Raw genomic sequence first — 23,763 nt, forward strand, 5'->3', positions numbered from 1 at the left:
ACCGGGCCTCCCGTCCGTCGCCCACCTACGCTGGGTGCCGTGCCCCGATTCCTCGCCACCCCGACCCTCGTCGCCCTCTGGCTCGGCCTGCTGGCCGTCGTGGTCGGGGTCGTGTTCGTGTCGACGGCGCCGTCGGCCTCGGCGGAATGGTTCGCGTACGCGCCCCTGGCCCACGTCACGTTCGTCCCGAGCGTGCGCCCGTGGCAGCTGACGGTCGGACCGGTCCTCGTGCTGGTGGGCGCGGTCGTCGCGGCGTTCGCCCTCGGCAGACTCAGCGCGCGCCGCCGGAGCTGATCCGGACGCGTCCAGCGGACGTCCGGACTCAGCTGCCGTCGACTGGCACCATGGCGGGATGGCCGAGCAGCACCCCCCGGGCCCGCACAAGCCGGGCCGCCCGCCCCGGCCACGCCGGCGCAGTCTCGCGCAGCACGACCTGCGCGACGCACGGGCCCGGCTGCGCGGCACGATCTACGAGCACGTCGAGCCCGACGCCAAGGGGCGCGACCAGTACACGGCGACGCAGATCGTCGACTTCTGCCTCGACCTGGCCGAGGTCATGCTCGCCTCCGGTGCCGACACCCGCAGCGTCGAGACGGCCGTCGTCGCGGTCTCGACGAAGTGGAACCTCGCCCCGCTCGACCTGGACTTCTCCGGCAGCTCGGTGACCATCCAGTACGCCCCGGCCGACGTCCCGCCGCTCGTCAAGGTCCGGACGGTCAGCTCCGACGGCTCCGACCTCGACCGGTTGGCGCGGGCGAACCAGATCGTCGACGACCTGATCCACGACGAGCGCGACATGACCTCGGCGGTGAGCGCCCTCGTCGCGGTGCTGCGGATGCCGCCACGCTGGCCCACGTGGCTCGCCGACGTGGGGCTGTCGATCCTGGGCACCTCGATCGCGATGCAGGCCGGCGGCGGGTGGCGAGCGGGCATCGGAGCGTTCGTGCTGATGTTCGGGATCATCCTGTCGGGGCGCTGGCTGACCGGCCGCGGCTACCCGCAGTTCTTCGTGTCCGGGGCGCAGGGGGCGGTGGCGTCCGTGATCGGCACCCTCGCGATCGGCGCGGGTGTGCTGCACCCGGCCGGCGCCGCGACCATGGTGGCGGCGCTGGTGGTCCTGCTCCTGCCGCACGTCGCGCTCGTGACCTGGGCACAGGACGCGATCTCCGGGTTCCGGGCGATGGCGGTCGCCCGCGCGTTCTACATCGGGCTGGTCATCGCGGCGATCGTGGTGGGGGTGCCCGCCGGGATCGCGATGACGAAGTGGCTGCACCTCGAGGTCGACCCGTCCGGCATCGTCACGCAGACGCTGCCGTTGTGGGCCTCGCTCTCGCTCACCGTGGTGTCGGCCGGGGCGAACTGCTTCGTGCAGCAGGCCAGCGCGCGGGTGATCCCCGTCACCGTGGTGTTCTCGGTGGCCGCGGGTGCGTCGCTGTGGGGGCTGCGGCAGCTCGGCCTGCCGCTGCTCGGTGCGACGTTCCTGGCGGCGGTCCTGCTCGGCGTGCTGTCGACCTACGCGGCGGTCCGGATGCGGACGGCCGTGGCGGCGATCGCGGTGCCGGCGTTCTGCGGAGCGCTCCTGCCCGGTGTCGCCGTGTCCGACGCCCTGCTGAACTTCATGTCCGGTTCGTCGAGCGCGGCCCTCGACTTCGTGGCGGCGGTGTCCGTGGCGCTGGGGATCGGCGCGGGCCTGGTGCTCGGTGGGCTCTTCGCGACACCGGGTGCCCGGCGAGCACTCCGACGCACCCGTCGGGTCGTCGTGCACTCCGTCCACAACGACACCAGGGCACTGCGGGTCATCCGGGACACCGGGTACGACCCCGGCGACGGGTCGGTGCCGCGCGGGTCGCGGAGCGGTGGTGCCGGCGGCGCGTCGTGAGCGCGGCGGGGTGCGCTTCGTGAGCAGAAGACGTCGGGTGCGGTCGTCGCACCCGACGTCTTCTGCTCACTGAACGGGCTCGGTCGACGTCAGCCGGCGTCCGAGACCGCGCTCGACACCGCGGTCGGGGCGTCGTACTCGCCGTCCGGGATCGCGCGGAGCGCCTCGAGGACGTCGTCCGGAGCACCCTTCTGCTCGGCGGTGGAGACCACGTCGTCCTTCGAGGCCGGGTAGTCGATGCCGCTCAGGTACTTCTGGACCTGGATGGGGTTCGGTGCTGCCATGTCGGTTCCTTCCGTCAGGTTACGACACCCGGGGTACCCGCGGTGCGCTGCACGACGACGCAAGGAACGCGCTCCGTGGACGAACCGCCGGTCAGAGTTCCCAGCTGCCCGAGTCGTCGTCGTCCCACATCGCCAGACGGCGGGCGGCCTGCGGCTCGTACCGATCCATCCAGCCGCGCTCGAACCGGGCGACGGCGCGGTCGAACGCCGCCACGAGGTCGAGCTCGGCACGCAGCAGGGCCTGCAGCTGCAGCCCCTCGTACAGCGCGATGAGATGCTCGGCGCCGCCGAACGCACAACGCCGGGGCACCAGCACCCCGGTACGGGTGGCGGCACAAGGGGGGACAGACCCGGACGTCGAGCCGGTTCGCGGCCGTCCGTGCGACCATGCGGGCATGACCCCGAACGACCCCACAGCCCAGGGACTCGCCACCATGGCCTCCGCCGGGTTCGAGTTCGGCGGCGATCCGGACCAGGTGGCGCACGACGTCCGGGCCATGTGGGAGCAGCTCGGCCGGCCCGTCGGCGCCTTCGAGGCGGCGGCTCGGGCCATCGCGGTGCTCCCCCAGCGCCCCGAGGTACCGATCGCCGACCAGGCCCGGCGCCGCGCCTTCGAGCAGGCGATCGGCATCAACCCCGTCGAGGTCGAGCTGGCCGCCGCGATGTCCGCGCGCGAGCTCCTCGAGCGGATGGCGCGCTCCGTCACCTGCTGACGCGACCAGACGCCGTCGACCCGACCACACGGACGACGGGAGGCGCGGTGCCCACCGGCACCGCGCCTCCCGTCAGGGTCCTGTCAGAACAGGTGCCCTACGGCGTCGGCATCCCGCCGTCGACGTGCAGCGTCTCGCCCACGACGTACGACGACTCACCGCTCGCCAGGAACACGTACGCCGGCGCGAGCTCTGCCGGCTGGCCCCAGCGACCCAGGTAGGTCTGCTCGCCCGCGCTCGGCAGCGCCTCGGGCGGCTGGCCGCCGGCCGGCTGCAGCGGCGTCCAGATCGGGCCGGGAGCGACCGCGTTCACGCGGATCCCCTTCGGCGCGAGCTGCGCGGCCAGGCCCTTGGCCATGTTGTTCACGGTCGCCTTCGTGGCCGCGTAGTGCACCAGGTGCGGCGACGGAGCGTACGCCTGGATCGACGTCGTGTTGATGATCGTGGAGCCGGGCTGCAGGTGCGGCACGGCTGCCTTCGTGATCCGGAACGTCGCGTAGGCGTTCGTCTTGAAGGTCTCGTCGAACTCCTCGTCGGAGATCTTGGTGATGTCGTCGACGTTCTGCTGCTTGCCGGCGTTGTTCACCAGGATGTCGAGGCCGCCGAGCTGCTCGACGGCGTCGGCCACGAGCTGCTCGCAGACCTGGAGCGAGGTGATGTCGCCCGGCAGCGCGACGGCCTTGCGGCCGGCTGCCTCGATCAGGCTGACGATGCGGTCGGCGTCCTCCTGCTCCTCGGGCAGGTACGAGATCGCGACGTCCGCACCCTCACGGGCGTAGGCGATGGCGACGGCGGCACCGATGCCGGAGTCGCCACCGGTGACGAGCGCCTTGCGGCCGGTCAGACGACCCGAGCCCCGGTAGGTGTCCTCACCGTGGTCGGCGGGGACGTTCTGCGCCATCTCCCCGTCGGTGCCGGCACCCTCGAGGTACTGCTCGTCGGGCTTCTTGTCGGCGTACATCTTCGTGGGGTCCTGCATCACGTACTGGTCAGGCCCGGTCTGGTCGTTCTGGTGGTCCGTCATGCCGCCGACGGTACGCAGGGGGTCGCTGCGGGCCGTCCAGGAGGCTGTCCCCCGGTGCGCGGAGCGGCCTGCGCCCGCCGTCCGCTCCGGTCCGGGGCCGCAGGTGCGTGATCCTCGTTTGTCACGGTCCGGTGACGGGCCGGCCCCGATTCGGTAACACCTGTCGTTCTGCCCCGACCGAGGTCGTACCGTCGAACGGTGACTCCTCGGACCCTGCTGGCGCTCGGCGCCGCCGTGCTGGCCTTCTCGGCCGGTGCGCTCGCGTTCGACGGCACCACCGGGCTCGGCGTCGACGTGGCCGTCGCTGCCGAGACCTCGCACGACGCCGCTCCGGTCCACGTGACGAACGCGGACCTCCGCCGTGTGGACTCGATCGAGCTCGACGCCGAGGCCCTGGTGCTCCGGGACGGCGACGACACCGTCGTCGAGTCCTCGATGCGCGACTCCGGCCTGACCGTGAGCGTGCTGAACCGGCTGCTCGGCACCCCGTCGCGCACGCAGACGGCCGAGGGCGACGGCGGGGCGTGCTTCCCCGCGGGCACCACGTACACCTGGGGCGGCGCCGTCCGCGTGGCAGCCCTGACGACCGACGCCGCGGCCGGCAACGCCGTCGAGATCCGGGTGTTGCGCGACGCGGTCCGCAGCACCTTCGGCAGGCAGATCGAACTGACCGGCCCGGACGGCGTCCGGGTGGGCGACGACATCGGGAACGAGATCGCCGACGCGCCCCGCTCCGAGCGCGTCTCCTTCGGATCGGACGACTCGCGTGCCTGGCAGCTCCTGCTCCGCGAAGGGTGGGCGGACCGGCACCACGACGACGGTGACGACCACGAGTCGGGCAAGCGCACCGACGATGCCGGGACCAACGGGGTCTCCGCGCTGACGAACGAGACGACCGTCACGGTGCTCGGCTCACCGATGCCCGTCCACGCGCAGCGCAGCTGCTGACAGCGAGCAGAGCGCAGCTGCTGAACCGGTTCAGACCCGCAGGGTCGTGATCACCGGGAAGTGGTCGCTGGCGAACCAGGTCTCGGGGCCGTCGTGGTCGATCACCACGCGGTCCACGGCGTTGACGCCCCGGGTGAGCACCCAGTCGATCCGCTCGGCCGAGTCGACCGGCGGCTGCCAGTCGTTGAACGTGGCGGTGCGGTCGGACGGGTCACCCGCAGCCAGCCAGGCGTCTTCGAACCCGGCTTCGGCGAACACCCGCGATGCCGTGCCGGTGCCCGCGGGTTCGTTGCAGTCCCCGGCGAACACGACCGGCCCGGTGGTGCCGGCCAACCGTTCGGCGATGAGCGCGGCGCTCCGGCCCCGGACCTCGTCACCGTGCGGCCCGGGCTCGTGGTCCAGGTGTGTGGTGAGCAGGGTGAACGCGGGACCCTCGGCGTCGAGGAACCGGGCGTGGTTCGCGATCCGCGGGTACAGGCTGCCCCAGGTGTTCGAGACGGGCTCGTCCGGGGTGTCCGACAGCCAGAACGACCCCTCGTCGGACGGGCGGAAGCGGTCGCGGCGGTAGAAGACGGCCGCGTGCTCGCCGGCGTCGCCGCCCTCGCGCCCCTGCCCGACGTCGGCGTGGTCCGGCAGACCGGCACGCAGGTCGTCCATCTGGTGGGCGAAGGCCTCTTGCACGCACAGCACGTCGGGGTCGTGTCGACGGATGACGTCGAGCACGACCGGTAGTCGGGCCGGCCAGTCGTGCGCGGGGTCCGGGTTCTTGATGTTGTAGGTCATCAGGACGATCGGGCGTGCGGCGCTGGTCACTCCACGAACCTACCGACCGGTCCCCCGGCGGGTTCCCATCAGTTGATGCAGGTGCCCTCGGTGCCGTAGTTGTGCACGTCGGTCGACTTGGGCGTCGGTTCCTTCGCGGGCTTCTTCGTCGGCTTCGAGCCCGAGCCGCCGGTCGCCGGCGTCGAGGCCCCGGCGCTCGGCTCGGTCGCGACCGGCTTCGCGGTCTTGCCGTCGGTGCCGAGCACCAGGGTGACACCGGTCACGCTGGCGGTGCGGACGGCGACGGCGCCGGGGACCGCGGACACGACGGCCTTCGCCTGCGCCTCCTGGCCGGCGGGGTACTGCACCTGCGTCGTCTTCGTCGTCGCGGACGAGCCGGCCGGCGGGACCTGGAAACCGCGGGCGGTCAGGACCTGGCCGGCCGCGGTCGCAGCACCCTCGACCCCGCTGCCGTTCAGCACGGTGACCGAGGTGTTCGCGGGCTGCGCGCGGCGGGCCTTCGTGTACGCCTCGGGCTGCCCCACCAGGCCCTGCACGAACGCGGGCAGTCCGACGGTGTCGACCTCGACGATGGACAGCGGCGAGCCGTTCACGTAGATGGTCGGGGTGCCGAGGGTCGGGATCGTGGCCGACTGGATGTTGCCGGGCCGCAGGTTGCGCATCTGCGAGGCGAGGTCGATCAGGTCGGTGTCGGTCTGGATCGATCCACCGACGGCCTTGAGGATGTTGCCCATCTTCACGGGGTTGAGCAGCGTGCCGGCCGACGTGACCTTCCGTGCCTCCTGCGACAGGAAGTACTGCTGGCGCACGTTGCGGTCCAGGTCGCCGTTCGGCAGGCCGTGGCGCTGGCGCACGAAGGACAGCGCCTCCTTCGCGTTCAGCGAGGACTTGCCCGCGGGCAGGTTGACGCCGGAGTAGGGGTCGTTCGTCGCCTGGTTCAGGCAGACCTCGACCGGTCCGAGCTCCTTGACCACCTGGTAGAAGCCGAGGAGCGAGACGCGGACGTAGTGGTCGATCTGCAGGCCGCTCAGGTTCTCGATGGTCTTGATGAGCATCTTCGCACCGCCGGTGTCCCCACCGCCGTTGAGCGTGCCGTAGTAGAAGGCGCTGTTGAGCTTGCCCTTGCCGACGTCGGGGATGTCGACGTACGAGTCACGGGGGAACGAGATCATCGTCGCCTGACTGCCGTCGGCGCTGATGTGCAGCACGATCATCGTGTCGGTGTTCGTCGCACCGCCGTCGTCCTGGGTGCTGAGTTCGGCGAGCTGCTCCGGGGTGGCGTTGTCCGGACGGTGGTCGTCGCCGACGAGCAGGATGTTCTGCGCCTTGCCGTCGACGTCGTCCTTCGTGTCCTTCTTGCCGGTGATCGCGTTGACGATCGTGACGCCGTCGGACAGCTGGTTGTACGCGTAGCCCGCGTACCCGACGCCCAGCAGGAGGGCCATCGTGAGCACCCCCGCGACGGCCGGGAACACCACGCCCGCCCGACGCTTCTGGCGCCCGTGGCGCGGCGTCGCGGCACCGCGGCGCGCGGGCTCGGTCGTCTGCTCGGGTTCGTTGCTCACCGGGAAACCATAACCGGCGAGTGGACGGACGACATGGGATGCGCCTGGAAGGTCACCCCGTAGTGGCCGTCACCACCTGAGTGACGGAACGGTGTCCGCGGTGCTTCCACGGGCCTCCTGTCCGTCACCGGTCGCGCTCGTGACGCTAGTCGCGCGACGGGAGCAGGTGGATCGCCTCCATGGCGAGCTCGGCGGCGATCGGGTCCTTCGCGACGACGGCGTCCTTGAGCTTCGTCAGCTCGGGCAGGATCACGTCGGCCGGCAGGAGCTCAGCGAGCTCCGGCACGCGGAGCTTGAAGGAGAGCCCGTCCGTGGTCGACGCGCAGAGCTGCACGAGCGACGGGTTGCCGCACGCGTCAGCCCACATCGCGTAGATGCCGGCACCGTCACGCGCGACCTTGTCCTGCTCGTCGGCGCTCACCCGCGCGTGCACGTCGTCGAGCATCTTCACGATCTTCTTGCGCTGTGCGTCCGTGAACCGGGGCACCGCGAGCCGCACGACGCCGCCGTAGATCACGCCGAGGGTGCGGTACGCGTCGAGGAGTTCTTCCTTCGTCGGCGCCGCGACCCGGGTGTAGCGGTTCGGCGCCATCTCGATGAGGCCGGCACGGGCGAGTTCGGCGAGGGCTTCGCGGATCGGTGTGCGGGACACCCCGAGCCACGCGATGAGGTCGTCGTCGTTGAGCCGTTCCCCGGGTTCGAGCGTGCCGTCCATGATGGCGTCCCGGATCTTGTCCTGCACCGTGTCACGGAGGAGCTTGCGCTCTGCGGCGGGCTGCGTCGAGGGAACTGGCATGGGCCTAGCGTGTCACATGTCAGGGCGCGTGCGCGAGAGGCGCGAGGGCCACCAGGCCCGGTGCCCGAGGTCGTACGCCAGTGCCGGCACGAGCAGCGACCGGACCACGATCGTGTCGAGCAGCACGCCGAACGCGACGACGAACGCGATCTGCGCGAGGAACAGGATCGGGATGACGCCGAGGGCCGCGAACGTGGCGGCCAGCACGACGCCGGCGGACGTGATCACCCCACCGGTCACCCCCAGGCCGCGCAGGACGCCCTCGCGCGGACCGTGGCGCAGTGCTTCTTCGCGCACCCGGGTCATGAGGAAGATGTTGTAGTCGACGCCCAGGGCCACCAGGAACACGAACGAGTACAGCGGCACGCTCGGGTCGGCGCCCGGGAAGTGGAACACGTGGTCGAAGACGAGAGCACCGACACCGAGGGCCGCCGCGAACGAGACGATCACGCTGCCGATCAGGACGAGCGGTGCGACGACACTGCGGAGCAGGAGCATCAGGATCAGCAGGATCACGACGAGCACCACGGGGATGATGAGCGTGCGGTCGCGGATGCCGGTGTCGTTCGTGTCGACCGCCGTCGCGGTGACGCCACCGACGATCGCGCCCGGGTCGACACGTTCGACGGCGGTGCGGAGGTCGCGGACGGTCTGCTCGGCGGCGTCGGAGTCTGCGGCGTCCGACAGGGTCGCCTCGAGCAGGACGTCGCCGCGGGAGACGGTCGGCGCGGCGCTGCCTGCGGTGTCCCCGGTCACCGGGACGGTGCCGGCGGGGCTGTCCTTCGCCGCGGCCACGACACCGTCGACCCCGTCGACCGCCGTGATCGCGTCGACGAGCTGGTCGAGGTCCCGCTCGGCGCCGATCACCTGCGCGGGGCTGCCGGAGCCGCCGGGGAAGTGGTCGGCCAGCACGTCCTGCCCGTCGCGTGCCTGGGACGACCCGATGATCAGGTCGCTCTGCGGCACACCGTCGGCCTTGAGCCCGAACAGGCCGGCGCCCATCGCGAGCAGTCCGACCGTGCAGACGATCCACACCACCCGCGAACGACGGGCGACGAGCCGGCCGACGCGTGCCCAGACACCTCGGGCGTCGGGGCCGGTGAGCACGGGGTGGGCGCTGCCGTGCACGGGACGGAGGGGCCAGAACGCCGCACGGCGGAACGCGAGCAGCAGCGCGGGCAGGAGCGTCAGGGCGGCGAGCAGGCTGAACGCGATGCCGATGGCGGCGACGGGGCCGAGCGCCTTGTTCGAGTTGAGGTCGGACAGCAGCAGGCAGAGCACCCCGACGATCACCGTGCCGCCCGAGGCCAGGATCGGCTCGAGGCTCCCGCGCAGCGCGGCCTTCGTCGCGTCCCAGCCGGTGCGGTGGTCACGCAGGGCCTCACGGAAGCGCGCGGTGTACAGGAGCGCGTAGTCGGTCGCGGCACCGATCACCAGGATCGACAGGATCCCCTGCACCTGCCCGTTGACCGTCACGATGTCGGCCTTGGCGAGCCACCAGACCACGAGGATCGAGGCACAGAGGGCGAACGTGGCGGTCCCGAGCACCAGGACCGGGAGCAGGGGGGATCGGTAGACGATGATCAGGATCACGAAGACCGCGGCGAGCGCCACCCCGAGCAGCAGCCCGTCGATGCCGGCGAAGGCCTCGGTCAGGTCGGCGGTGAACCCGGCCGGACCGGTGACGTACCCGCGCACACCGGACGGCAGCGCATCGTCCACGTCGGCCCGGACGGCTTCGACCGCGGCGCCGGTCTCGGCGTCCTGGGTGAGCGTCGCGACGATCTCGACCGCATCGCCGTCCTCGCTCGGGATCACCGGGCTGACGGCCTCGACGTCCGCGCGGTCGGACAGCGTCGTGGTGAGCGCCTTCGCGTCGGCGAGGTCGGTCGAGGTCAGTCCCCCGTCACGCTCGAGGACGATGATCGCGGGTGCCCCGGACTCGTCGCGGAACTCCGAGGACCGCTCCTGCACCTTCGTGGCGTCGGCGGAGGCGGGCAGGAACGAGGTCTGGTCGTTGGTGGAGACCTCGGAGATCTTGCCGAAGAACGGACCGCCGACCGAGGCGATGCCGAGCCAGACCACGATGACGAGCGCGGGGAGGACGATGCGGAGGAAGCGGGACACGTCGGCGAGCGTACACCGATCGTCAGCATGCTGATTACTTGACGATCGCGCGCACCGCCCACCGTAGAATCACGACATGGAGGACACGACCGAGCAGTGGCCCCTCGGACGACTGCTGTCCGCGGCCGCACGCTCCGTCGAGCGGGACTGGGACGAACGACTCCGGGCCATCGGGCTCTCGCACGCCGCGGTGGTCGCGATCGACATCCTCATCAGGACCGGCCCGACCGGCGCCGACACCATCGCCCGCACGGCCCGGGTCCAGCCGCAGACGATGTCCCGCACCCTCGAGCGGATGGAGCGCGACGGCCTGGTCGAGCGCACCCCGCACGCCGCGGACCGTCGCCGCCGCGTGGTCCGCGTGACGCCGGCCGGCCGGTCGGCCTGGGAGACCGCGCGGCACATCGAGCGCGAGGTCCTGCCCGAGGACGCCGCCCTGCGGGTCGCGCTTCGCGAGGTCCTGGCGAAACCACAGCAGGACTGAAACGCTGTACTTGAAATACCACATGCGATAAGATCCTCGGGTCGGTTGCTCGCCGACCCGAACCCGCAGGAGTCCCCCGCATGTCCGAACGTCGCGCGGCCCGGGCGGCCGCTGACCACGCCCACCGCACCGCCATCCGCAGCACGCGCCGGCGACGGCCCTTCCTGGTCGCCCTGGTGGCGACGCTCGGCTCACTCGTCGGCATCGCCGTCGTGGTCGCCGTCGTCGCGAGTGTCTTCGTCGGCGGGCTCGCGCGGAGCTTCGACGCCGGTCGTGACACCATCGCCGACCCGTTCCCCGACGGTGCACGGCCCAGCGCCACGGGCGGCGAGAACATCCTGCTCATCGGGTCCGACGCCCGCGCACAGGGCGGCCCCGAGGGTGCACGGCCCGAACTCGGCGGGCGGTCGGACACGCTGATGCTCGCGCACGTCCCCGCCGATCGACAGCACGTGTACCTCATGTCGATCATGCGTGACTCGTGGGTCGAGGTCCCCGGACACGGGCGGGCGAAGATCAACGCCGCGTACTCCTGGGGCGGGGTCGCCCTCACCACCCAGACCGTCGAACAGCTCCTGGACGTCCGGATCGACCACGTTGCCGAGATCGACTTCGCCGGGTTCGAGGACATGACCGATGCCCTCGGCGGCGTCACGGTCGACTCACCCGTGGCGTTCTCGGCGCGGGGCCACGACTTCACCACCGGGGCGAACCGGCTCGACGGGGCCGCCGCGCTCGCCTTCGTCCGGGAGCGCTACGCCTTCGCCGACGCCGACCACACCCGCGTCCGCAACCAGCAGGCGTTCATGCGCGGCGTCGTGGACGGGCTGCTGTCCCGCGACACCGTCACGAACCCCGGGCGCATCCAGGACTTCGTCACCGCGACGAGCGAGCACCTGTCGGTCGACGCGGGCCTGTCGTTCTCACGACTGGTCGGACTGGGCTGGTCGCTCCGGGGCGTCGGAGCAGACGACCTGGTGACCTTCACGGTGCCGACCGCGGGCTCCGGCACCTCGCCGGACGGGCAGTCGATCGTCACGCTGAACGGGCTCGAGGTCTCCTCGCTGTCCCAGGCGCTCCGCTCCGACGACGTCGCCGGCTGGCTCACCGACAACCCGCAGTAGCCCCCGCCTCGCGCACGACGACGCCCCACGACTCGAGGTCGTGGGGCGTCGTCGTGTTCGGTCTGCGGAGAGATCAGGCGGGGAGCTGGAGCTCCTGGCCGGAGTAGATCAGGTTCGCGTCGTCGATGGTCGACGTGTTCGCGGCCCAGAGCTGCTTCCAGCCGCCCTCGATCTTGAGCTTCGTCGCGATCGTGTCGAGCGTGTCACCCGAGGCGATCGTGTACGTCTTGCCGCTCGTCTTGACCGGGGCCGGCTTGCTCGGCGTGGTCGCTGCCGGGGCCGGCGTCGACTCGGTGGTGCTCGGCGCGGCCTGCTGCGGGGCAGCCTGCTCGGCGGGGGCCGGAGCCGGAGCCGCTGGCTGCGGGGCGGCCTGCTCGGCCGGAGCCGGAGCCGGCGCGGGCGCCGGCGCGGCCGCTGCGGGAGCCGCACCGCTGGTGCCGCTCAGTCCGAGCTGGGCGGAGCATGCGGGCCAGGCACCCCAGCCCTGCGAGGCGAGGACGCGCTCGGCGACGGCGATCTGGGCCTCGCGGCTGGCGGAGGCGGGGTTGCCAGCGCCACCGTTCGCCTGCCAGGTGCCGAGGTTGAACTGCAGGCCGCCGTAGTAGCCGTTGCCGGTGTTGATGGCCCAGTTGCCGCCGGACTCGCACTGCGCGAGCTGGTCCCAGGTCGAACCGGACGCTGCGTTCGCGGGGGTTGCCGCGAGGCCGACACCGGTCGCGGCGATGCCGGCGAACGCCAGGCCGCCGACGATGGTGCGGGTACGGGAAAGCTTCTTCATGTGATTGCTCCACCGGGGTCACGAGCCGCATCTGCTGCGGGATCCACTGCCCACCCCGACCGATCGCGGTCAGTTGTGGGGTGCGCCACCGGGGGCAGTGGTCATCGGGCCGGCGGCACCTCGGTCGGCAACCATAGGAAACTCTTCACCGTTATCAAACTGAGACAAACGGTTCTACCCGTTCATGCTACGTACCCCTGGCGGAAACCTGTACGCCTCGATTCCCATGGCCATGGTCATCGACCCGTACCCGGGTACGTCACCTTGGCAATTCCCTGGCAATGACGACCGGGAGGCCCGGATCACGCCCGCGACAGGAGCGTGACGGCCTCGAGATGGCCGGTCTGCGGGAACATGTCGAGCACCCGGGCCCGTCGGAGCCGGAACGACGGCATGCGGGCCAGGTCCTTCGCCAGGGTCACCGGGTTGCAGCTCGAGTAGACGACGTGCTGCACGTCCGACTCCTCGAGCCAGGTCGACAACCGCTCGCCGATCCCGCGACGCGGCGGGTTCACCACGACGAGTTCGGGCACCGCATCCGGACGGGTCCGGAGGGCGTGCTCCGTGGCGTCGTCGGCGGCGAACCGGACGCCCTCGAGCCCGGCCTCACGCGCCGACTGCTTCGCCGAGCGGATCGCCTCGGCGCTCGACTCGATGCCGGTCACCGCACGGCCGGGACGAGCGGCGTGCAGCGCGAACCCGCCGACGCCGCAGTACAGGTCCCACATCGACGCGGGATCGAGTTCGTCGATCCAGGTCGAGGCCTGCGCGTACAGCTCGGTCGCGACGCCGGTGTTCGTCTGGAAGAAGCTCTGCGGCCGCAGGTGCATCGTGATCCCGCCGAGGCGCATCGGCAGGGTCTCCTGCTCGGTGAGCACGACCTCGCGGTCGCCCTCGGTGACGGCCTTGTGCTCGGGCAGCAGGTTGGCGGTCACGACGACCGCGTTCGGCAGCGCGGCGCGCAGGGTGTCGAGGTGCTGTCGGAGTCGCGGCAGCTGCCCCTCCGAACGCAGCACGAACCGGATCATCAGCTCGCCGTCGGGCGACTCGGTGACCAGGACGTACTTCAGCTCACCGCGGCGTGCGGCGACGTCGTACGGGATCAGCCCCGCGGTGGTGACGAACCCGGCCAGGACGGGCAGCGCGTGCCGGATGCCGGGGGTGCAGATCCCGCAGTGCCGCAGGTCGACCCCGCGCTGCCGGTGGTCGAGGATGCCGACGGTCGGGTGCTCGACGGACCCGCCGACGACCATCTTCGCCTTGTTCCGGTACCCCGACTCCGGGCTCGTGATCGCCGGTGACCAGGAGACCGCACCGGGACCCCCGGCGGCCTCGACGGCGTCGTGCAGGAGCTCGCGCGTCCGGAGTTCCTTGTCGAGGACCTGGTCGGCGTAGGGCTGGCCCATGAGCGTGCACGACCGGCACACCCCGCGGTCGAAGTAGTCGCACTGCATGGCCGAGTCAGGATACGGCAGCGTCCCGCGTCGTCGTGACGATCCGGTACACCGAGGTCGTCGCCGTCAGGAAGAGCGTCGTGCCGTCGTCGCCACCGAAGCACAGGTTCGACGTGACCTCGGGGACGGCGACCTCGCCGATGCGTGCCCCGGCCGGGTCGAACACGACGACGCCGCGGTGGGACGACGACCAGACGTTGCCGTGCACGTCGACCCGGATGCCGTCCGGCGCGCCTTCGCCCGGCTCGAGCCGCGCGAACACCCGACCGTTCTTCAGCAGGTCGCCCCGGCGGTCGTACGCGCGGATGACCGGCTCGTCGCCCGACGAGCTCGCGATGTACAGCACCCGCTCGTCCGGGTCGAACGCCAGGCCGTTCGGCTCGTCGAGGTCGGTCGCCACGGGCCGCAGGTCCTCGCCCGCCGGTCCGCACCGGAACACCCAGTGGTCGCCGTACTCGCGGACGCCGGGGTGTCCCTCGCGCGGCTGGGTGATGCCGTAGGCGGGGTCGGTGAACCAGACACCGCCGTCCCGCGCGACGACGACGTCGTTCGGGGAGTTGAACCGGACGCCGTTCCACGTGTCGACGATCGGTGTGACGACCCCGTCGCGGTCACGCTCCACCCGGCGCAGGCCGTGCGAGCACTGCACGACGCTGCCGTCGCGGTCGAGCGTGCGGCCGTTGGTGAACTCGACACCGTCGGCGTACACCGAGGTCTCCCCGGAGTCGGCGTGCCACTGCAGGATCCGGTCGCCGGGGATGTCGGACCACCGCAGCGTCCGCGTGGTCGGGATCCAGCAGGGGCCCTCGGCCCAGGTGCTGCCGGTGGCGATGCGGTCGAGCGCGTCGGGGTCCGGCACGAGGTCGTCGAGCAGCACGGGTTCTCCTTCGAACGGGGTGCCCACACTACTTTCCTCAGGCTGCGGCGGCGGCCTCACTGCGTCGTCGGACGGCCTTCTCGATCGCGGAGATCGCGAAGCCGAGCAGGATCGACGCCACGACGGCGACGGTCGTGACGAGGAAGGGCTGCTCGCGGCTCCAGCGCCCCGTGGCCGCGGCGATGCCGACGCAGTACGCGGCCCACACGACGTCGGCGAGCACGCAGCTGACCAGGAAGCGCCGGAGGTCGAGCCCGCTGTCCGCGCCGACCAGGTTCGTCGTCAACCGGCCCATCGGGATGAAGCGTCCGAGCACCGCGATGCGCCCGGGAGCGGCGCGGTAGCGGCCGTCGATGGCGTCGCGGGCCGCGCGGACCTTCGGACGCGCGAACCAGGACCGCGAACCGAGGTCGACGGAGCGCGCCAGGTGGTACAGCCCGAGGTCGCCGAGGACCATGCCGATCGACGCCGCGACGACGAGGAAGAGCACCGGCAGGAGCCCACCGTCGCCACCGACCAGGAGCGTGCCGATCGCGACGACGAGTGCCTGGCTGGGGAGGAAGACCGCCACGCTGCCGACGGCGAGCACCAGGCCGACCACGAGGAAGGCCCACGGGGTGCCGACGAGCTGGACGACCAGGTCCTGTGCTGCGTCCACGACTCACCCTCCACGGGCACCGGAGGGAGCGCACCGGCCTCCATCTTCGCAGGTCGGCGGCGCGCCGCTCACGTCCGGTCGACGATCGCCCGCATCGCCGCGGCCGCGTCGTCCGGGCGTCCGTCCACCACGGCACCGGCGAGCGCGAGGTGGAGGCCGACGTCGTGCCGGTCCGGACGGATGCTCCCGCGTTCCAGCAGGACCTGGCCCACGACCCGGTGCAGGCGTCGGTACAGCGTGTTGCCGGACAGGTCGAGCACGAGCGCGTGGAGCCGCACGTCCGCGGTCACGAAGTCGGGGCGGTCGTCGCGGGTCGCGGCGGCCGCGAGCTCGTCCGCGGTGGTGCGGAGCGCCTCCCGTCGGTCCGCACAGGCGTCGAGCGCCGCTCGCCGGGCTGCTGCGGCGGCCGCGGCGGGTTCGACCGCCGCGCGCAGCTCGCGGAGTTCGACCGCGACCCGGTCGCCGTCCGGGCCCCGCAGGCGCCACCGCACCACGCGCGGGTCCAGGACGTCCCACCGATCCGCATCGAGGACGGTGACGCCGACCCGGCGCCTGGCGGTGAGCAGGCCGAGGGCGACGAGGACACGCACCGCCTCGCGGACGATGCTGCGACTGGCACCCGTCCAGGCCACCAGGTCGTCGACGCTCCGGCGGCTCCCCGCGGCCAGGGTGCCGGAGACCACGGCGTCACCGACCTGGTCGAGGACCCGATCGAAGGTGCTCGTCACCGCTGGGAGACCGGCGACAGCACGAGCTCGTCCACGCGGACGTGAGCCGGCGCCCCGAGCACGAAGGCGACGGTCCGCCCCACGTCCTCCGGCTGGAGCATGCGCTGGCGGGCGGCCGCGTCGGGGACCTCCGGACGCTGGTCCAGGAAGTCCGTCGCGACGTCGCCCGGGCACAGGTGTGTGGCACGCACGCCGTGCTCGGCCTCCTGCTGGTTCAGGCTCCGGACGACCGATCCGAGCGCGGTCTTGCTCGCCGAGTACGCCACGCCGGCCCCGGACTGGAAGGACCACCCGGCGTACGAGGACACGACGACCACGACACCGCCGGACGAGCGGAGTGCCGGCAGCGCGGCGTCCACGACGGTGACGGCCGCGGTGAGGTTCGTGTCCACGATCGCCCGGAAGTCGGTCAGCGACTGGTCGTCCCACCGGCGTCGCGGGGCGTTGAGCCCGGCCGCCAGCAGGAGTCCGTCGAGCCGGCCGTGCCGCTCGAGCACGACGTCACGTGCGGCGGCCACGGCTGCGGGGTCGTTCGCGTCGAGGGGCAGGACGTCCGCGGTCCCGCCGGTTGCCCGGATGGCGCCTGCGACCTGCTCGAGTCGGTCCGCGCGACGCCCGCTCAGCACCACGGTCCAGCCGTCCCGTGCCGCCGCCTCGGCACCCGCGGCCCCCATGCCGCTGCCCCCACCCGTGACCAAGAGCACACGCTGATCCGTCATGCTCGAATAGTATGCCTATTCAAGGCACCGACGACGGGAGCAACGATGCACCTCGACCTGACCGACCGCGTGGTCGTCGTGACCGGCGCAGCGCGCGGGATCGGCCGCACGCTCGCCGACCGTTTCGTCGACGAAGGGTGCCGCGTCGTCGCACTCGACCTGGCCTTCGAACCGGACTTCCCGCTCGAGCACGTCGTGTGCAACGTCGCCGACCCGGCGTCCGTGCGCGACGCCGTGGACGAGGTTGTCGGGCGGCACGGCACGATCGACGTCCTGGTGAACAACGCCGGCATCAACGTCACGGGCACGGTCGCCGAACTGCAGTGGGACGCCTGGCGCCGCTGCATGGACGTCAACCTCGGTGGCACGTTCCTGATGAGTCAGGCCGTCGCACCGGTGATGCAGGCGGCCGGGCGCGGTCGGATCGTCAACGCCGCGTCGTTCGCGGCGATCGTGCCGAGCGTCGGGAGCGCGGCCTACGCGGCGTCGAAGGCCGCGGTCGTCTCGTTCACCCGGGTCCTGGCGTCCGAGCTCGGCCCGTGGGGGATCACCGTGAACGCGTACGCACCCGGCATGGTGCCGACGGCGATGAACGGCTTCGCGACGATGCCGACCGAGGCACAGGACCGTCTGCTGGACACGCTGTCACTCCGCCGGTGGGAGACTCCGGACGACGTCGCCGACCTGCTCGTCTTCCTGGCGAGCGACGCCGCGGGGTACATCACGGGCACCCTGCTCGACGTCTCCGGCGGCAAGCTCGCGACCCAGATCCCCGCCCGCGCGCACGGTCGGACCTGAGCGGGCTGCTGTCCGGCCGCACAGGTTCTCCACATGGCTCGCTTCGTAAGCTGTGAGAGCCCAGTGAGCCGGACTGCCGCCCGACCCCGAGGAGGTGCCCGATGGTCTTCGTCCTCGTCGCGTTCGCGATCGTCGCCCTGATCGTCCCCGCACTGACCCCCGTCCTCGGGCGCCGCGTCTTCTTCGTCGCAGCCCTCGCCCCTGCCGCCGCCGCGGTGCTGACGATCGCCCAGACCGACGCCGCCCTGCACGGCAGCGTCGTCGAACGGCACCAGTGGGTCTCCCAGCTCGACCTCGACGTCACGCTGCGGATGGACGCCCTGTCGTGGGTCCTCGCCCTCGTGGTGTCGATCGTCGGTGCGTTGGTGCTGGTCTACTGCGCCTCGTACTTCGAGCGGGACGAACCCGGGCTCGGTCGGTTCGCCGGGGTCCTGACCGCCTTCGCCGGCTCGATGTACGGGCTCGTGATCGCCGACGACGTCATCGTGCTGTTCGTCCTGTGGGAGGCCACGACGGTCTTCTCCTACCTGCTCATCGGGCACGACGCTGCGAAGCGCGCCAGCCGTGCCGCCGCCATGCAGGCGCTGGTGGTGACCACCGCCGGCGGCCTGGCGATGCTCGCGGGTCTCGTGATGCTCTCGGTCGCAGCGGGTACGACGTCGCTGTCCGGGATCGTCGCCGACCCCCCGAGCGGCACGGTCGTCTCGGTGTCGGTGGTCCTGGTGCTGCTCGGAGCACTGACGAAGTCGGCGATCGTGCCGTTCCACTTCTGGCTGCCCGCCGCGATGGCCGCGCCCACCCCGGTCAGCGCGTACCTGCACGCCGCGGCGATGGTGAAGGCCGGCATCTACCTGGTGGCCCGGCTCGCCCCCGCGTTCGCGCTGCTCGACGGCTGGCGCGAGACCATCACGCTGCTCGGTGTCGCCGGGATGCTCGTCGGTGGGTACCGGGCGCTGCGCCAGACCGACCTGAAGCTCCTGCTCGCCTACGGCACCGTGGCCCAGCTCGGGTTCCTGGTGCTCGCCGCCGGATGGGGCGCCCCCGCGGTCGCCCTCGGCGGGGTTGCGCTGCTCGTGGCGCACGCCGCCTTCAAGTCCACGCTCTTCCTGGTCGTCGGTGCGATCGACCACGTCGCCGGCACGCGCGACCTCGGTCGGCTCAGCGGGCTCGGCCGTGCCCGCCCGTGGCTGGCGGTCGTCGCGGTGCTCGCGCTGGTGTCGATGGCCGGGATCCCGCCCACGATCGGGTTCGTCGCGAAGGAAGCCGTGCTGACCGGCTTCACCGAGTCGCTGCACGGCCCCGACGCCGGCTGGGCGTGGTTCGCCCTGGTCGGCGTGACCGTCGGCTCGGTGCTCACCGTGGCGTACTCGCTGCGCTTCCTGTGGGGCGCCTTCGCCCGGAAGCCCGGCGTCGCGACCACCGAGCCGCACGCCCTGCACGGCCTCGCCGTCGTCCCCTCGGTCCTCGCGCTCACCGGCCTCGCCCTCGGCCTGCTCACCCCGGTGGTCGCGCACGGCATCGAGCCCGCTGCGACGACCGCGGCGCTCGGCGGCGAAGCGGTCCCGCACCTCGCGCTCTGGCACGGCCTGGAGCCCGCGCTCGGCCTGTCCGCGATCACCCTGGTCGGCGGCCTCGCACTGTTCGCCCTGCGCCGACCGGTCGAGGCGATCCAGCACCGGCTCGCCGGGTTCCCGAGCGCCGCGGGCACGTACCGGCACGGGATGCGGCTGCTCGACCGCGGAGCGACCGGGCTCACCGCGAGCCTGCAGCGCGGCTCGCTCCCCTACTACCTGACGGTGATCCTGTCGGTGTTCGTCGCCGGGGCGCTCGCCAACCTGGTGCTCGGTGGTCCGTGGGAGTTCCACGTCCGCTTCGCCGACTCGTGGGGCCAGATCCCGGTGATGATCGTGATGTCGATCGCCGGCGTCGCGGTGCTCACGGCGAAGACCCGGTTCGCCGCCGCCGTCCTGGTCGGCGTCACCGGCTACGGCCTCTCGGTGCTGTTCGTCCTGCACGGCGCGGTCGACCTCGCCCTGACGCAGCTCGTGGTCGAGACCGTCACCCTGATCGCCTTCGTCCTGGTCCTGCGCCGACTGCCCCCGCGCATCGCGACGACGAACCCGTCGCGGTTCCGCATCGTGCGGGCCCTGTTCGCCGGGCTGGCGGGGCTGACGCTCGCGATCGTCGTCGTCGTCGCTGCCTCGGCCCGCACCGCGCGTCCCCTCTGGCCGGACCTGCCCGCGCTGACGAGCTCGTTCGGGCACGGTCTCAACGTGGTGAACGTCGCCCTCGTCGACCTGCGCGGCTGGGACACCCTCGGTGAGCTCACCGTCGTGGTCGCCGCGGCCACCGGTGTCGCGAGCCTGATCTTCGTGAACTCGCGCGAGGACACCCTGCCCCGGCTGCGCGACCTGCCCGAGACCCTGACCGCGAACGGCGAGCGCACCGACGGTGAGCCCCGCGCCTGGCTACCGACGAGCGCCGCGATCCCGACCGGGCGCTCGGCACTGCTCGACGTGGTCGTCCGGTTGCTGTTCCACGGCCTGATCGTGCTGTCGGTCTACCTGCTGTTCGCCGGGCACAACGCCGCCGGTGGCGGGTTCGCCGGTGGCCTGGTCGCCGGCATCGCGCTCGCGGCCCGCTACCTGGCCGGCGGACCGGCCGAACTCGGCGCCGCGGCCCCGGTGCGCGCCGGTCGCCTGCTCGGCCTGGGGGTCGCGACGGCCGCGATCACCGCGATCGTGCCGCTGTTCTTCGGCCGCGAAGCCCTGTACTCCGAGTTCTTCGAGGCCACCGTCCCGGTCCTCGGCCACGTCGAGTTCGTCACCGCAACGTTCTTCGACATCGGCGTGTACCTGGTCGTCGTCGGCCTGGTGCTCGACGTCCTCCGCAGTCTCGGGGCCGAGGTCGACCGGCAGCGCCTCGAGGACGCCTCGACCCCGACACGCGACACCACCGAGGAGTCCGTCGGCGACACCCTCGATGCCCCCACCCCGGAAGGGAGCGCCTCGTGACCGTCACCCTCGTCCTCGTGATCGCCATGGCGGTGCTGTTCTCGTGCGGCGTCTACCTGCTGCTCGAACGCTCCCTGACGCGGATGCTCCTCGGCTTCCTGCTGCTCGGCAACTCGCTCAACCTGCTGCTGCTGGTGATGTCCGGTGCCGCGGGCGACCCGCCAATCGGCAAGAGCGCCGAGGGCATCACCGACCCGCTCCCCCAGGCGTTCGCCCTGACCGCGATCGTCATCACCTTCGCCGTCAGCGCGTTCCTGCTCGCCCTGATCCACCGGTCGTGGCAGCTGTCCCGTGCCGACGAGGTCGAGGTCGACGAGGCCGACGCCGCCATCGGCCGCGACCGCGACGAGCCGGCCGACGAGGACCCGGAGACCACCACCGACGCAGAACAGGAGGCGACCCGATGACCTGGCTCGTCCCGCTCCTCGTCCTCGTCCCGCTGCTCGGTGCCGCGGTCGCGCTCGGACTCCTCCGGCACCAGAAGCTCCAGCGCGCGATCACCGTCGTGGTGCTCGTCGTGGCCCTGGCCGTCGCCGCCACGCTCATGGTCCTGGTCGACCGGCACGGCACGATCGTGGTGCAGGTCGGCGGCTGGGACGCCCCGTACGGCATCTCGCTCGTCGTCGACCGGCTGAGCGCCCTTCTCCTCACCGTCAGTGCGAGCGTCCTGCTGCTCGTCCTGCTGTTCTCGATCGGGCAGGGCCTGGCCGCCGACGACGAGGACGCCCCGGTCACGATCTTCTACCCGACCTACCTGGTGCTCGCGGCGGGTGTGCTCGACTCGTTCATCGCCGGCGACCTGTTCAACCTGTACGTCGCGTTCGAGATGCTGCTGGTGGCGAGCTACGTGCTCATCACGCTGGGCGGCAGTGAACAGCGTGTCCGGGCGGGCACGACGTACATCGTCACGAGCCTGATCGCGTCGGCGATCTTCCTCGCCGCCATCGGCCTGGTCTACGGCGCCACCGGCACGGTGAACATCGCCCAGATCAGCGAACGCGTCGCCGACCTTCCGGAGCACGTGCAGCTGCTCCTGCACACGATGCTGCTGATCGGGTTCGGCATCAAGGCGGCGGTGTTCCCGCTGGCGTTCTGGCTGCCGGACTCGTACCCGACGGCCCCGGCACCGGTCACGGCGGTCTTCGCGGGCCTGCTGACCAAGGTCGGCATCTACGCGATCATCCGGCTCGAGACGGTGATCTTCCCGCGACCACAGCTCAACGAGGTGCTGCTGGTGGTCGCGGCGCTGACGATGGTGGTCGGGGTGCTCGGCGCGGTGTCGCAGACGGACGTGAAACGACTGCTGTCCTTCACGCTGATCAGCCACATCGGCTTCATGGTGATGGGCGTCGGCCTCGGCACCGTCGCGGGCACGGCGGCCGCGGTGTTCTACACGGTGCACCACATCGTCGTGCAGACCACGCTGTTCCTGGTGTCCGGCCTGATGGAACGCGTCGGCGGGACGACCTCGACCCGGTCGCTCGGCGGACTGCTGAAGGCCGCACCACTGCTGGCCGCCCTGTACCTGATCCCTGCGTTCAACCTGGGTGGCATCCCGCCGTTCTCCGGCTTCATCGGCAAGCTCGGCCTGTTCCGCGCCGCCGCCGAGGACGGCTCCCCGATGGCCTACGTCACCATCGGCGCCGGCGTCGTCACCTCGCTGCTCACCCTGTACGCGCTGATGCGGGTCTGGGACGCCGCCTTCTGGCGGCCGAAGCCGGCGGCCGAGGCCGCCGCCCCGCACGCGACGAGTGCTGAACCGCACGCCCACCTGCGGTCGCCGGAACCGGCGCCGCTCACCGTCTCCGAGGAGACGGGCGAGGCGTACCACCCGGGAGGCTCGGTGACGGTCACCGACGCACCGCACGCGGCCACCGCCTCCAGTCCGACCACCGGCGCGACCGAGGCGGTCGGCGAGGCCCCCGAGAAGGTGCGCCTGCCGCGCATGCTCGTCGGTGTGACGACCGTCGCGGTGCTCGGGTCCGTCGCCCTGACCGTCGTCGCCGGCCCGCTCTACGGCTACGCGACCCGCGCAGCGGAGTCGCTGGAGTCACCCGACCGCTACGTGCAGGCCGTGCTCGGAGGTGAGCGATGACCGACGTCCGCCGCATCTCGAACGCCAGGCGGATCGCACTGGCGTGGCGCTACGACGTGCCCCTGGTCGCGGGGCTCACCGTGCTGTGGGCGCTGCTCTGGGGGTCGTGGACCCCGCTGACGCTGCTCTGCGGCATCGTCGTGGCGCTCATCGTCACCCAGGCGCTGCCGCTCCCGCCGGTCCCGTTGTCCGCACGGTTCTCGATCGTGCACGTGCTGCGGTTCCTGGTGGTGTGGTCCGGGCTGGTCATCGTGGCGTCGTTCCGGGTCGCCTGGGTCGCGTTCCGCCCGCGCGGTGTGCGGCGCAGCTCGATCACGCTCGTGCAGCTGCACTCCACGTCCGAGATGACCTTCACGCTCGCCACCCTCGCGGTCTCGCTCGTGCCCGGTTCGTACGTCGCCGACGTCGACCTGCGGCGCCGCCGGCTGCTGCTCCACGTGCTCGACACCGAGCGCCTGGAACAGGTCGACGACGAACGCCGGATGGCACTCCGGATCGAGGCCATGGTGATCCGTGCACTCGGGTCGAAGCAGGACGTCTCCGAGCTGTCCGAGCCGCTGCCGGAGGTGACCCGGTGAGCCCCGCCGTTCTGGTGATGGCCGTCGCCGTCGCGCTGGTGCTCGCGCTCCTGGGGGCGACGTTCGCCCTCGCGGTGTTCCGGATCGTGCGCGGTCCGACGATCCTCGACCGCATGATCGGCTCCGACATGGTGCTGACCACCGTGCTCGTGGTGATCGCCGCCGCGATGGTCGTCCGGCAGGACCTGACCGGCATCCCCGTGCTCGTGGTGATCTCGGCGACGAGTGTGTTCGCCACCGTCGCCGTCGCCCGGGCCGTCACCCCCTCGGCGGACCCGTCCGACGAGGGCCTGACCGCCACCACACCCGAGCGCGCCGAGGAGGACCAGTCGTGATC

Annotated in this window: 25 protein-coding genes; 12 read left to right on the top strand and 13 right to left on the bottom strand. The window is 71.8% G+C overall.

All coding sequences use genetic code 11. The features are described from left to right. Positions 1 to 39 precede the first annotated feature (39 nt). Both H489_RS30170 and H489_RS30175 read left to right on the top strand, forming a co-directional pair. Positions 40 to 294, top strand: a complete 255-nt coding sequence (locus H489_RS30170; RefSeq protein ID WP_017887532.1) for a hypothetical protein — start codon at positions 40 to 42, stop codon at positions 292 to 294. A gap of 58 nt (positions 295 to 352) precedes the next feature. Next, entirely contained in the window at positions 353 to 1,879 is a 1,527-nt protein-coding gene (locus H489_RS30175; RefSeq protein ID WP_017887533.1) for a threonine/serine ThrE exporter family protein, read from the top strand. An 89-nt stretch (positions 1,880 to 1,968) separates the two neighbouring features. Here the strand turns inward: H489_RS30175 and H489_RS30180 are convergent, their stop codons facing one another. Next, positions 1,969 to 2,163, bottom strand: coding sequence for a DUF2795 domain-containing protein (locus H489_RS30180; RefSeq protein WP_017887534.1), 195 nt, complete (start codon positions 2,161 to 2,163; stop codon positions 1,969 to 1,971). A gap of 91 nt (positions 2,164 to 2,254) precedes the next feature. Then, the gene (locus H489_RS30185) at positions 2,255 to 2,473 is read right to left on the bottom strand and encodes a hypothetical protein (protein WP_152427285.1); all 219 of its coding nucleotides are present in this window, start codon (positions 2,471 to 2,473) and stop codon (positions 2,255 to 2,257) included. Between the two features lie 85 nt (positions 2,474 to 2,558). Here H489_RS30185 and H489_RS30190 point away from each other — a divergent pair, with 85 nt between their 5' ends. Beyond that, on the top strand, positions 2,559 to 2,876 hold the full coding sequence (locus H489_RS30190; protein WP_017887536.1) for a hypothetical protein: 318 nt from the start codon (positions 2,559 to 2,561) through the stop codon (positions 2,874 to 2,876). A 97-nt stretch (positions 2,877 to 2,973) separates the two neighbouring features. On the opposite strand, the gene H489_RS30195 is transcribed toward H489_RS30190, so the two are convergent. Next, positions 2,974 to 3,900 (bottom strand): SDR family oxidoreductase, encoded by a 927-nt coding sequence (locus tag H489_RS30195; RefSeq protein ID WP_017887537.1) that lies wholly within the window; start codon positions 3,898 to 3,900, stop codon positions 2,974 to 2,976. Between the two features lie 198 nt (positions 3,901 to 4,098). Here H489_RS30195 and H489_RS30200 point away from each other — a divergent pair, with 198 nt between their 5' ends. Further along, positions 4,099 to 4,848: a hypothetical protein gene (locus H489_RS30200; RefSeq protein ID WP_017887538.1), complete on the top strand. Its 750-nt coding sequence runs from the start codon at positions 4,099 to 4,101 to the stop codon at positions 4,846 to 4,848. A 30-nt stretch (positions 4,849 to 4,878) separates the two neighbouring features. Here H489_RS30200 and H489_RS30205 read toward each other — a convergent pair whose 3' ends face one another. The 4 genes from H489_RS30205 to H489_RS30215 form a co-directional block, all read right to left on the bottom strand. Further along, positions 4,879 to 5,661: an endonuclease/exonuclease/phosphatase family protein gene (locus H489_RS30205; protein ID WP_017887539.1), complete on the bottom strand. Its 783-nt coding sequence runs from the start codon at positions 5,659 to 5,661 to the stop codon at positions 4,879 to 4,881. A 38-nt stretch (positions 5,662 to 5,699) separates the two neighbouring features. Further along, complete coding sequence (locus tag H489_RS0119380) at positions 5,700 to 7,196, bottom strand: LCP family protein (RefSeq protein ID WP_017887540.1); 1,497 nt, start codon at positions 7,194 to 7,196, stop codon at positions 5,700 to 5,702. Between the two features lie 145 nt (positions 7,197 to 7,341). After that, positions 7,342 to 7,992, bottom strand: a complete 651-nt coding sequence (locus tag H489_RS36930; protein ID WP_017887541.1) for a GntR family transcriptional regulator — start codon at positions 7,990 to 7,992, stop codon at positions 7,342 to 7,344. A 12-nt stretch (positions 7,993 to 8,004) separates the two neighbouring features. After that, positions 8,005 to 10,119 carry an MMPL family transporter gene (locus H489_RS30215; protein ID WP_017887542.1) on the bottom strand — a complete coding sequence of 705 codons (2,115 nt, stop codon included), beginning with the start codon at positions 10,117 to 10,119 and terminating at the stop codon, positions 8,005 to 8,007. A 76-nt stretch (positions 10,120 to 10,195) separates the two neighbouring features. Here H489_RS30215 and H489_RS30220 point away from each other — a divergent pair, with 76 nt between their 5' ends. Both H489_RS30220 and H489_RS30225 read left to right on the top strand, forming a co-directional pair. After that, on the top strand, positions 10,196 to 10,603 hold the full coding sequence (locus tag H489_RS30220; protein WP_017887543.1) for a MarR family winged helix-turn-helix transcriptional regulator: 408 nt from the start codon (positions 10,196 to 10,198) through the stop codon (positions 10,601 to 10,603). 80 nt (positions 10,604 to 10,683) lie between these two features. Continuing rightward, entirely contained in the window at positions 10,684 to 11,727 is a 1,044-nt protein-coding gene (locus H489_RS30225; RefSeq protein WP_017887544.1) for an LCP family protein, read from the top strand. Between the two features lie 73 nt (positions 11,728 to 11,800). Here H489_RS30225 and H489_RS30230 read toward each other — a convergent pair whose 3' ends face one another. From H489_RS30230 to H489_RS30255, 6 genes are all read right to left on the bottom strand, one after another. Further along, the gene (locus H489_RS30230) at positions 11,801 to 12,505 is read right to left on the bottom strand and encodes a transglycosylase family protein (RefSeq protein ID WP_017887545.1); all 705 of its coding nucleotides are present in this window, start codon (positions 12,503 to 12,505) and stop codon (positions 11,801 to 11,803) included. A 302-nt stretch (positions 12,506 to 12,807) separates the two neighbouring features. Then, positions 12,808 to 13,959 carry a 23S rRNA (uracil(747)-C(5))-methyltransferase RlmC gene (gene rlmC, locus H489_RS30235; RefSeq protein ID WP_017887546.1) on the bottom strand — a complete coding sequence of 384 codons (1,152 nt, stop codon included), beginning with the start codon at positions 13,957 to 13,959 and terminating at the stop codon, positions 12,808 to 12,810. Positions 13,960 to 13,966: 7 nt separating this feature from the next. Further along, positions 13,967 to 14,863, bottom strand: a complete 897-nt coding sequence (locus H489_RS30240; protein WP_017887547.1) for an SMP-30/gluconolactonase/LRE family protein — start codon at positions 14,861 to 14,863, stop codon at positions 13,967 to 13,969. A gap of 10 nt (positions 14,864 to 14,873) precedes the next feature. Beyond that, positions 14,874 to 15,494 (bottom strand): DedA family protein, encoded by a 621-nt coding sequence (locus tag H489_RS30245; RefSeq protein ID WP_017887548.1) that lies wholly within the window; start codon positions 15,492 to 15,494, stop codon positions 14,874 to 14,876. Positions 15,495 to 15,562: 68 nt separating this feature from the next. Next, the gene (locus H489_RS30250) at positions 15,563 to 16,222 is read right to left on the bottom strand and encodes a FadR/GntR family transcriptional regulator (protein WP_017887549.1); all 660 of its coding nucleotides are present in this window, start codon (positions 16,220 to 16,222) and stop codon (positions 15,563 to 15,565) included. Then, positions 16,219 to 16,941 (bottom strand): SDR family oxidoreductase, encoded by a 723-nt coding sequence (locus H489_RS30255; protein ID WP_031259978.1) that lies wholly within the window; start codon positions 16,939 to 16,941, stop codon positions 16,219 to 16,221. Before H489_RS30255 ends, H489_RS30250 begins: the two co-directional genes overlap by 4 nt. Positions 16,942 to 16,986: 45 nt before the next feature. Between H489_RS30255 and H489_RS30260 the strand changes: the two genes are divergently transcribed. The 6 genes from H489_RS30260 (at position 16,987) to H489_RS0119395 (ending at position 23,761) form a co-directional block, all read left to right on the top strand. Beyond that, a complete protein-coding gene (locus H489_RS30260; protein WP_017887551.1) occupies positions 16,987 to 17,739 on the top strand; it encodes an SDR family NAD(P)-dependent oxidoreductase in 753 nt (250 codons plus the stop codon). 101 nt (positions 17,740 to 17,840) lie between these two features. Next, positions 17,841 to 20,753 (top strand): Na+/H+ antiporter subunit A, encoded by a 2,913-nt coding sequence (locus H489_RS30265; RefSeq protein ID WP_017887552.1) that lies wholly within the window; start codon positions 17,841 to 17,843, stop codon positions 20,751 to 20,753. Then, positions 20,750 to 21,160, top strand: coding sequence for a Na(+)/H(+) antiporter subunit C (locus H489_RS30270; protein WP_017887553.1), 411 nt, complete (start codon positions 20,750 to 20,752; stop codon positions 21,158 to 21,160). The genes H489_RS30265 and H489_RS30270 overlap by 4 nt, the downstream gene beginning before the upstream one ends. Continuing rightward, entirely contained in the window at positions 21,157 to 22,848 is a 1,692-nt protein-coding gene (locus H489_RS30275; RefSeq protein ID WP_017887554.1) for a Na+/H+ antiporter subunit D, read from the top strand. The genes H489_RS30270 and H489_RS30275 overlap by 4 nt, the downstream gene beginning before the upstream one ends. Further along, positions 22,845 to 23,426, top strand: coding sequence for a Na+/H+ antiporter subunit E (locus tag H489_RS30280; protein WP_017887555.1), 582 nt, complete (start codon positions 22,845 to 22,847; stop codon positions 23,424 to 23,426). Before H489_RS30275 ends, H489_RS30280 begins: the two co-directional genes overlap by 4 nt. Next, positions 23,423 to 23,761, top strand: coding sequence for a sodium:proton antiporter (locus H489_RS0119395; protein ID WP_152427286.1), 339 nt, complete (start codon positions 23,423 to 23,425; stop codon positions 23,759 to 23,761). The genes H489_RS30280 and H489_RS0119395 overlap by 4 nt, the downstream gene beginning before the upstream one ends. The last annotated feature ends 2 nt before the right edge of the window (positions 23,762 to 23,763 follow it).

This window comes from Curtobacterium flaccumfaciens UCD-AKU (assembly GCF_000349565.1).
Taxonomy (GTDB): Bacteria; Actinomycetota; Actinomycetes; order Actinomycetales; family Microbacteriaceae; genus Curtobacterium; species Curtobacterium poinsettiae.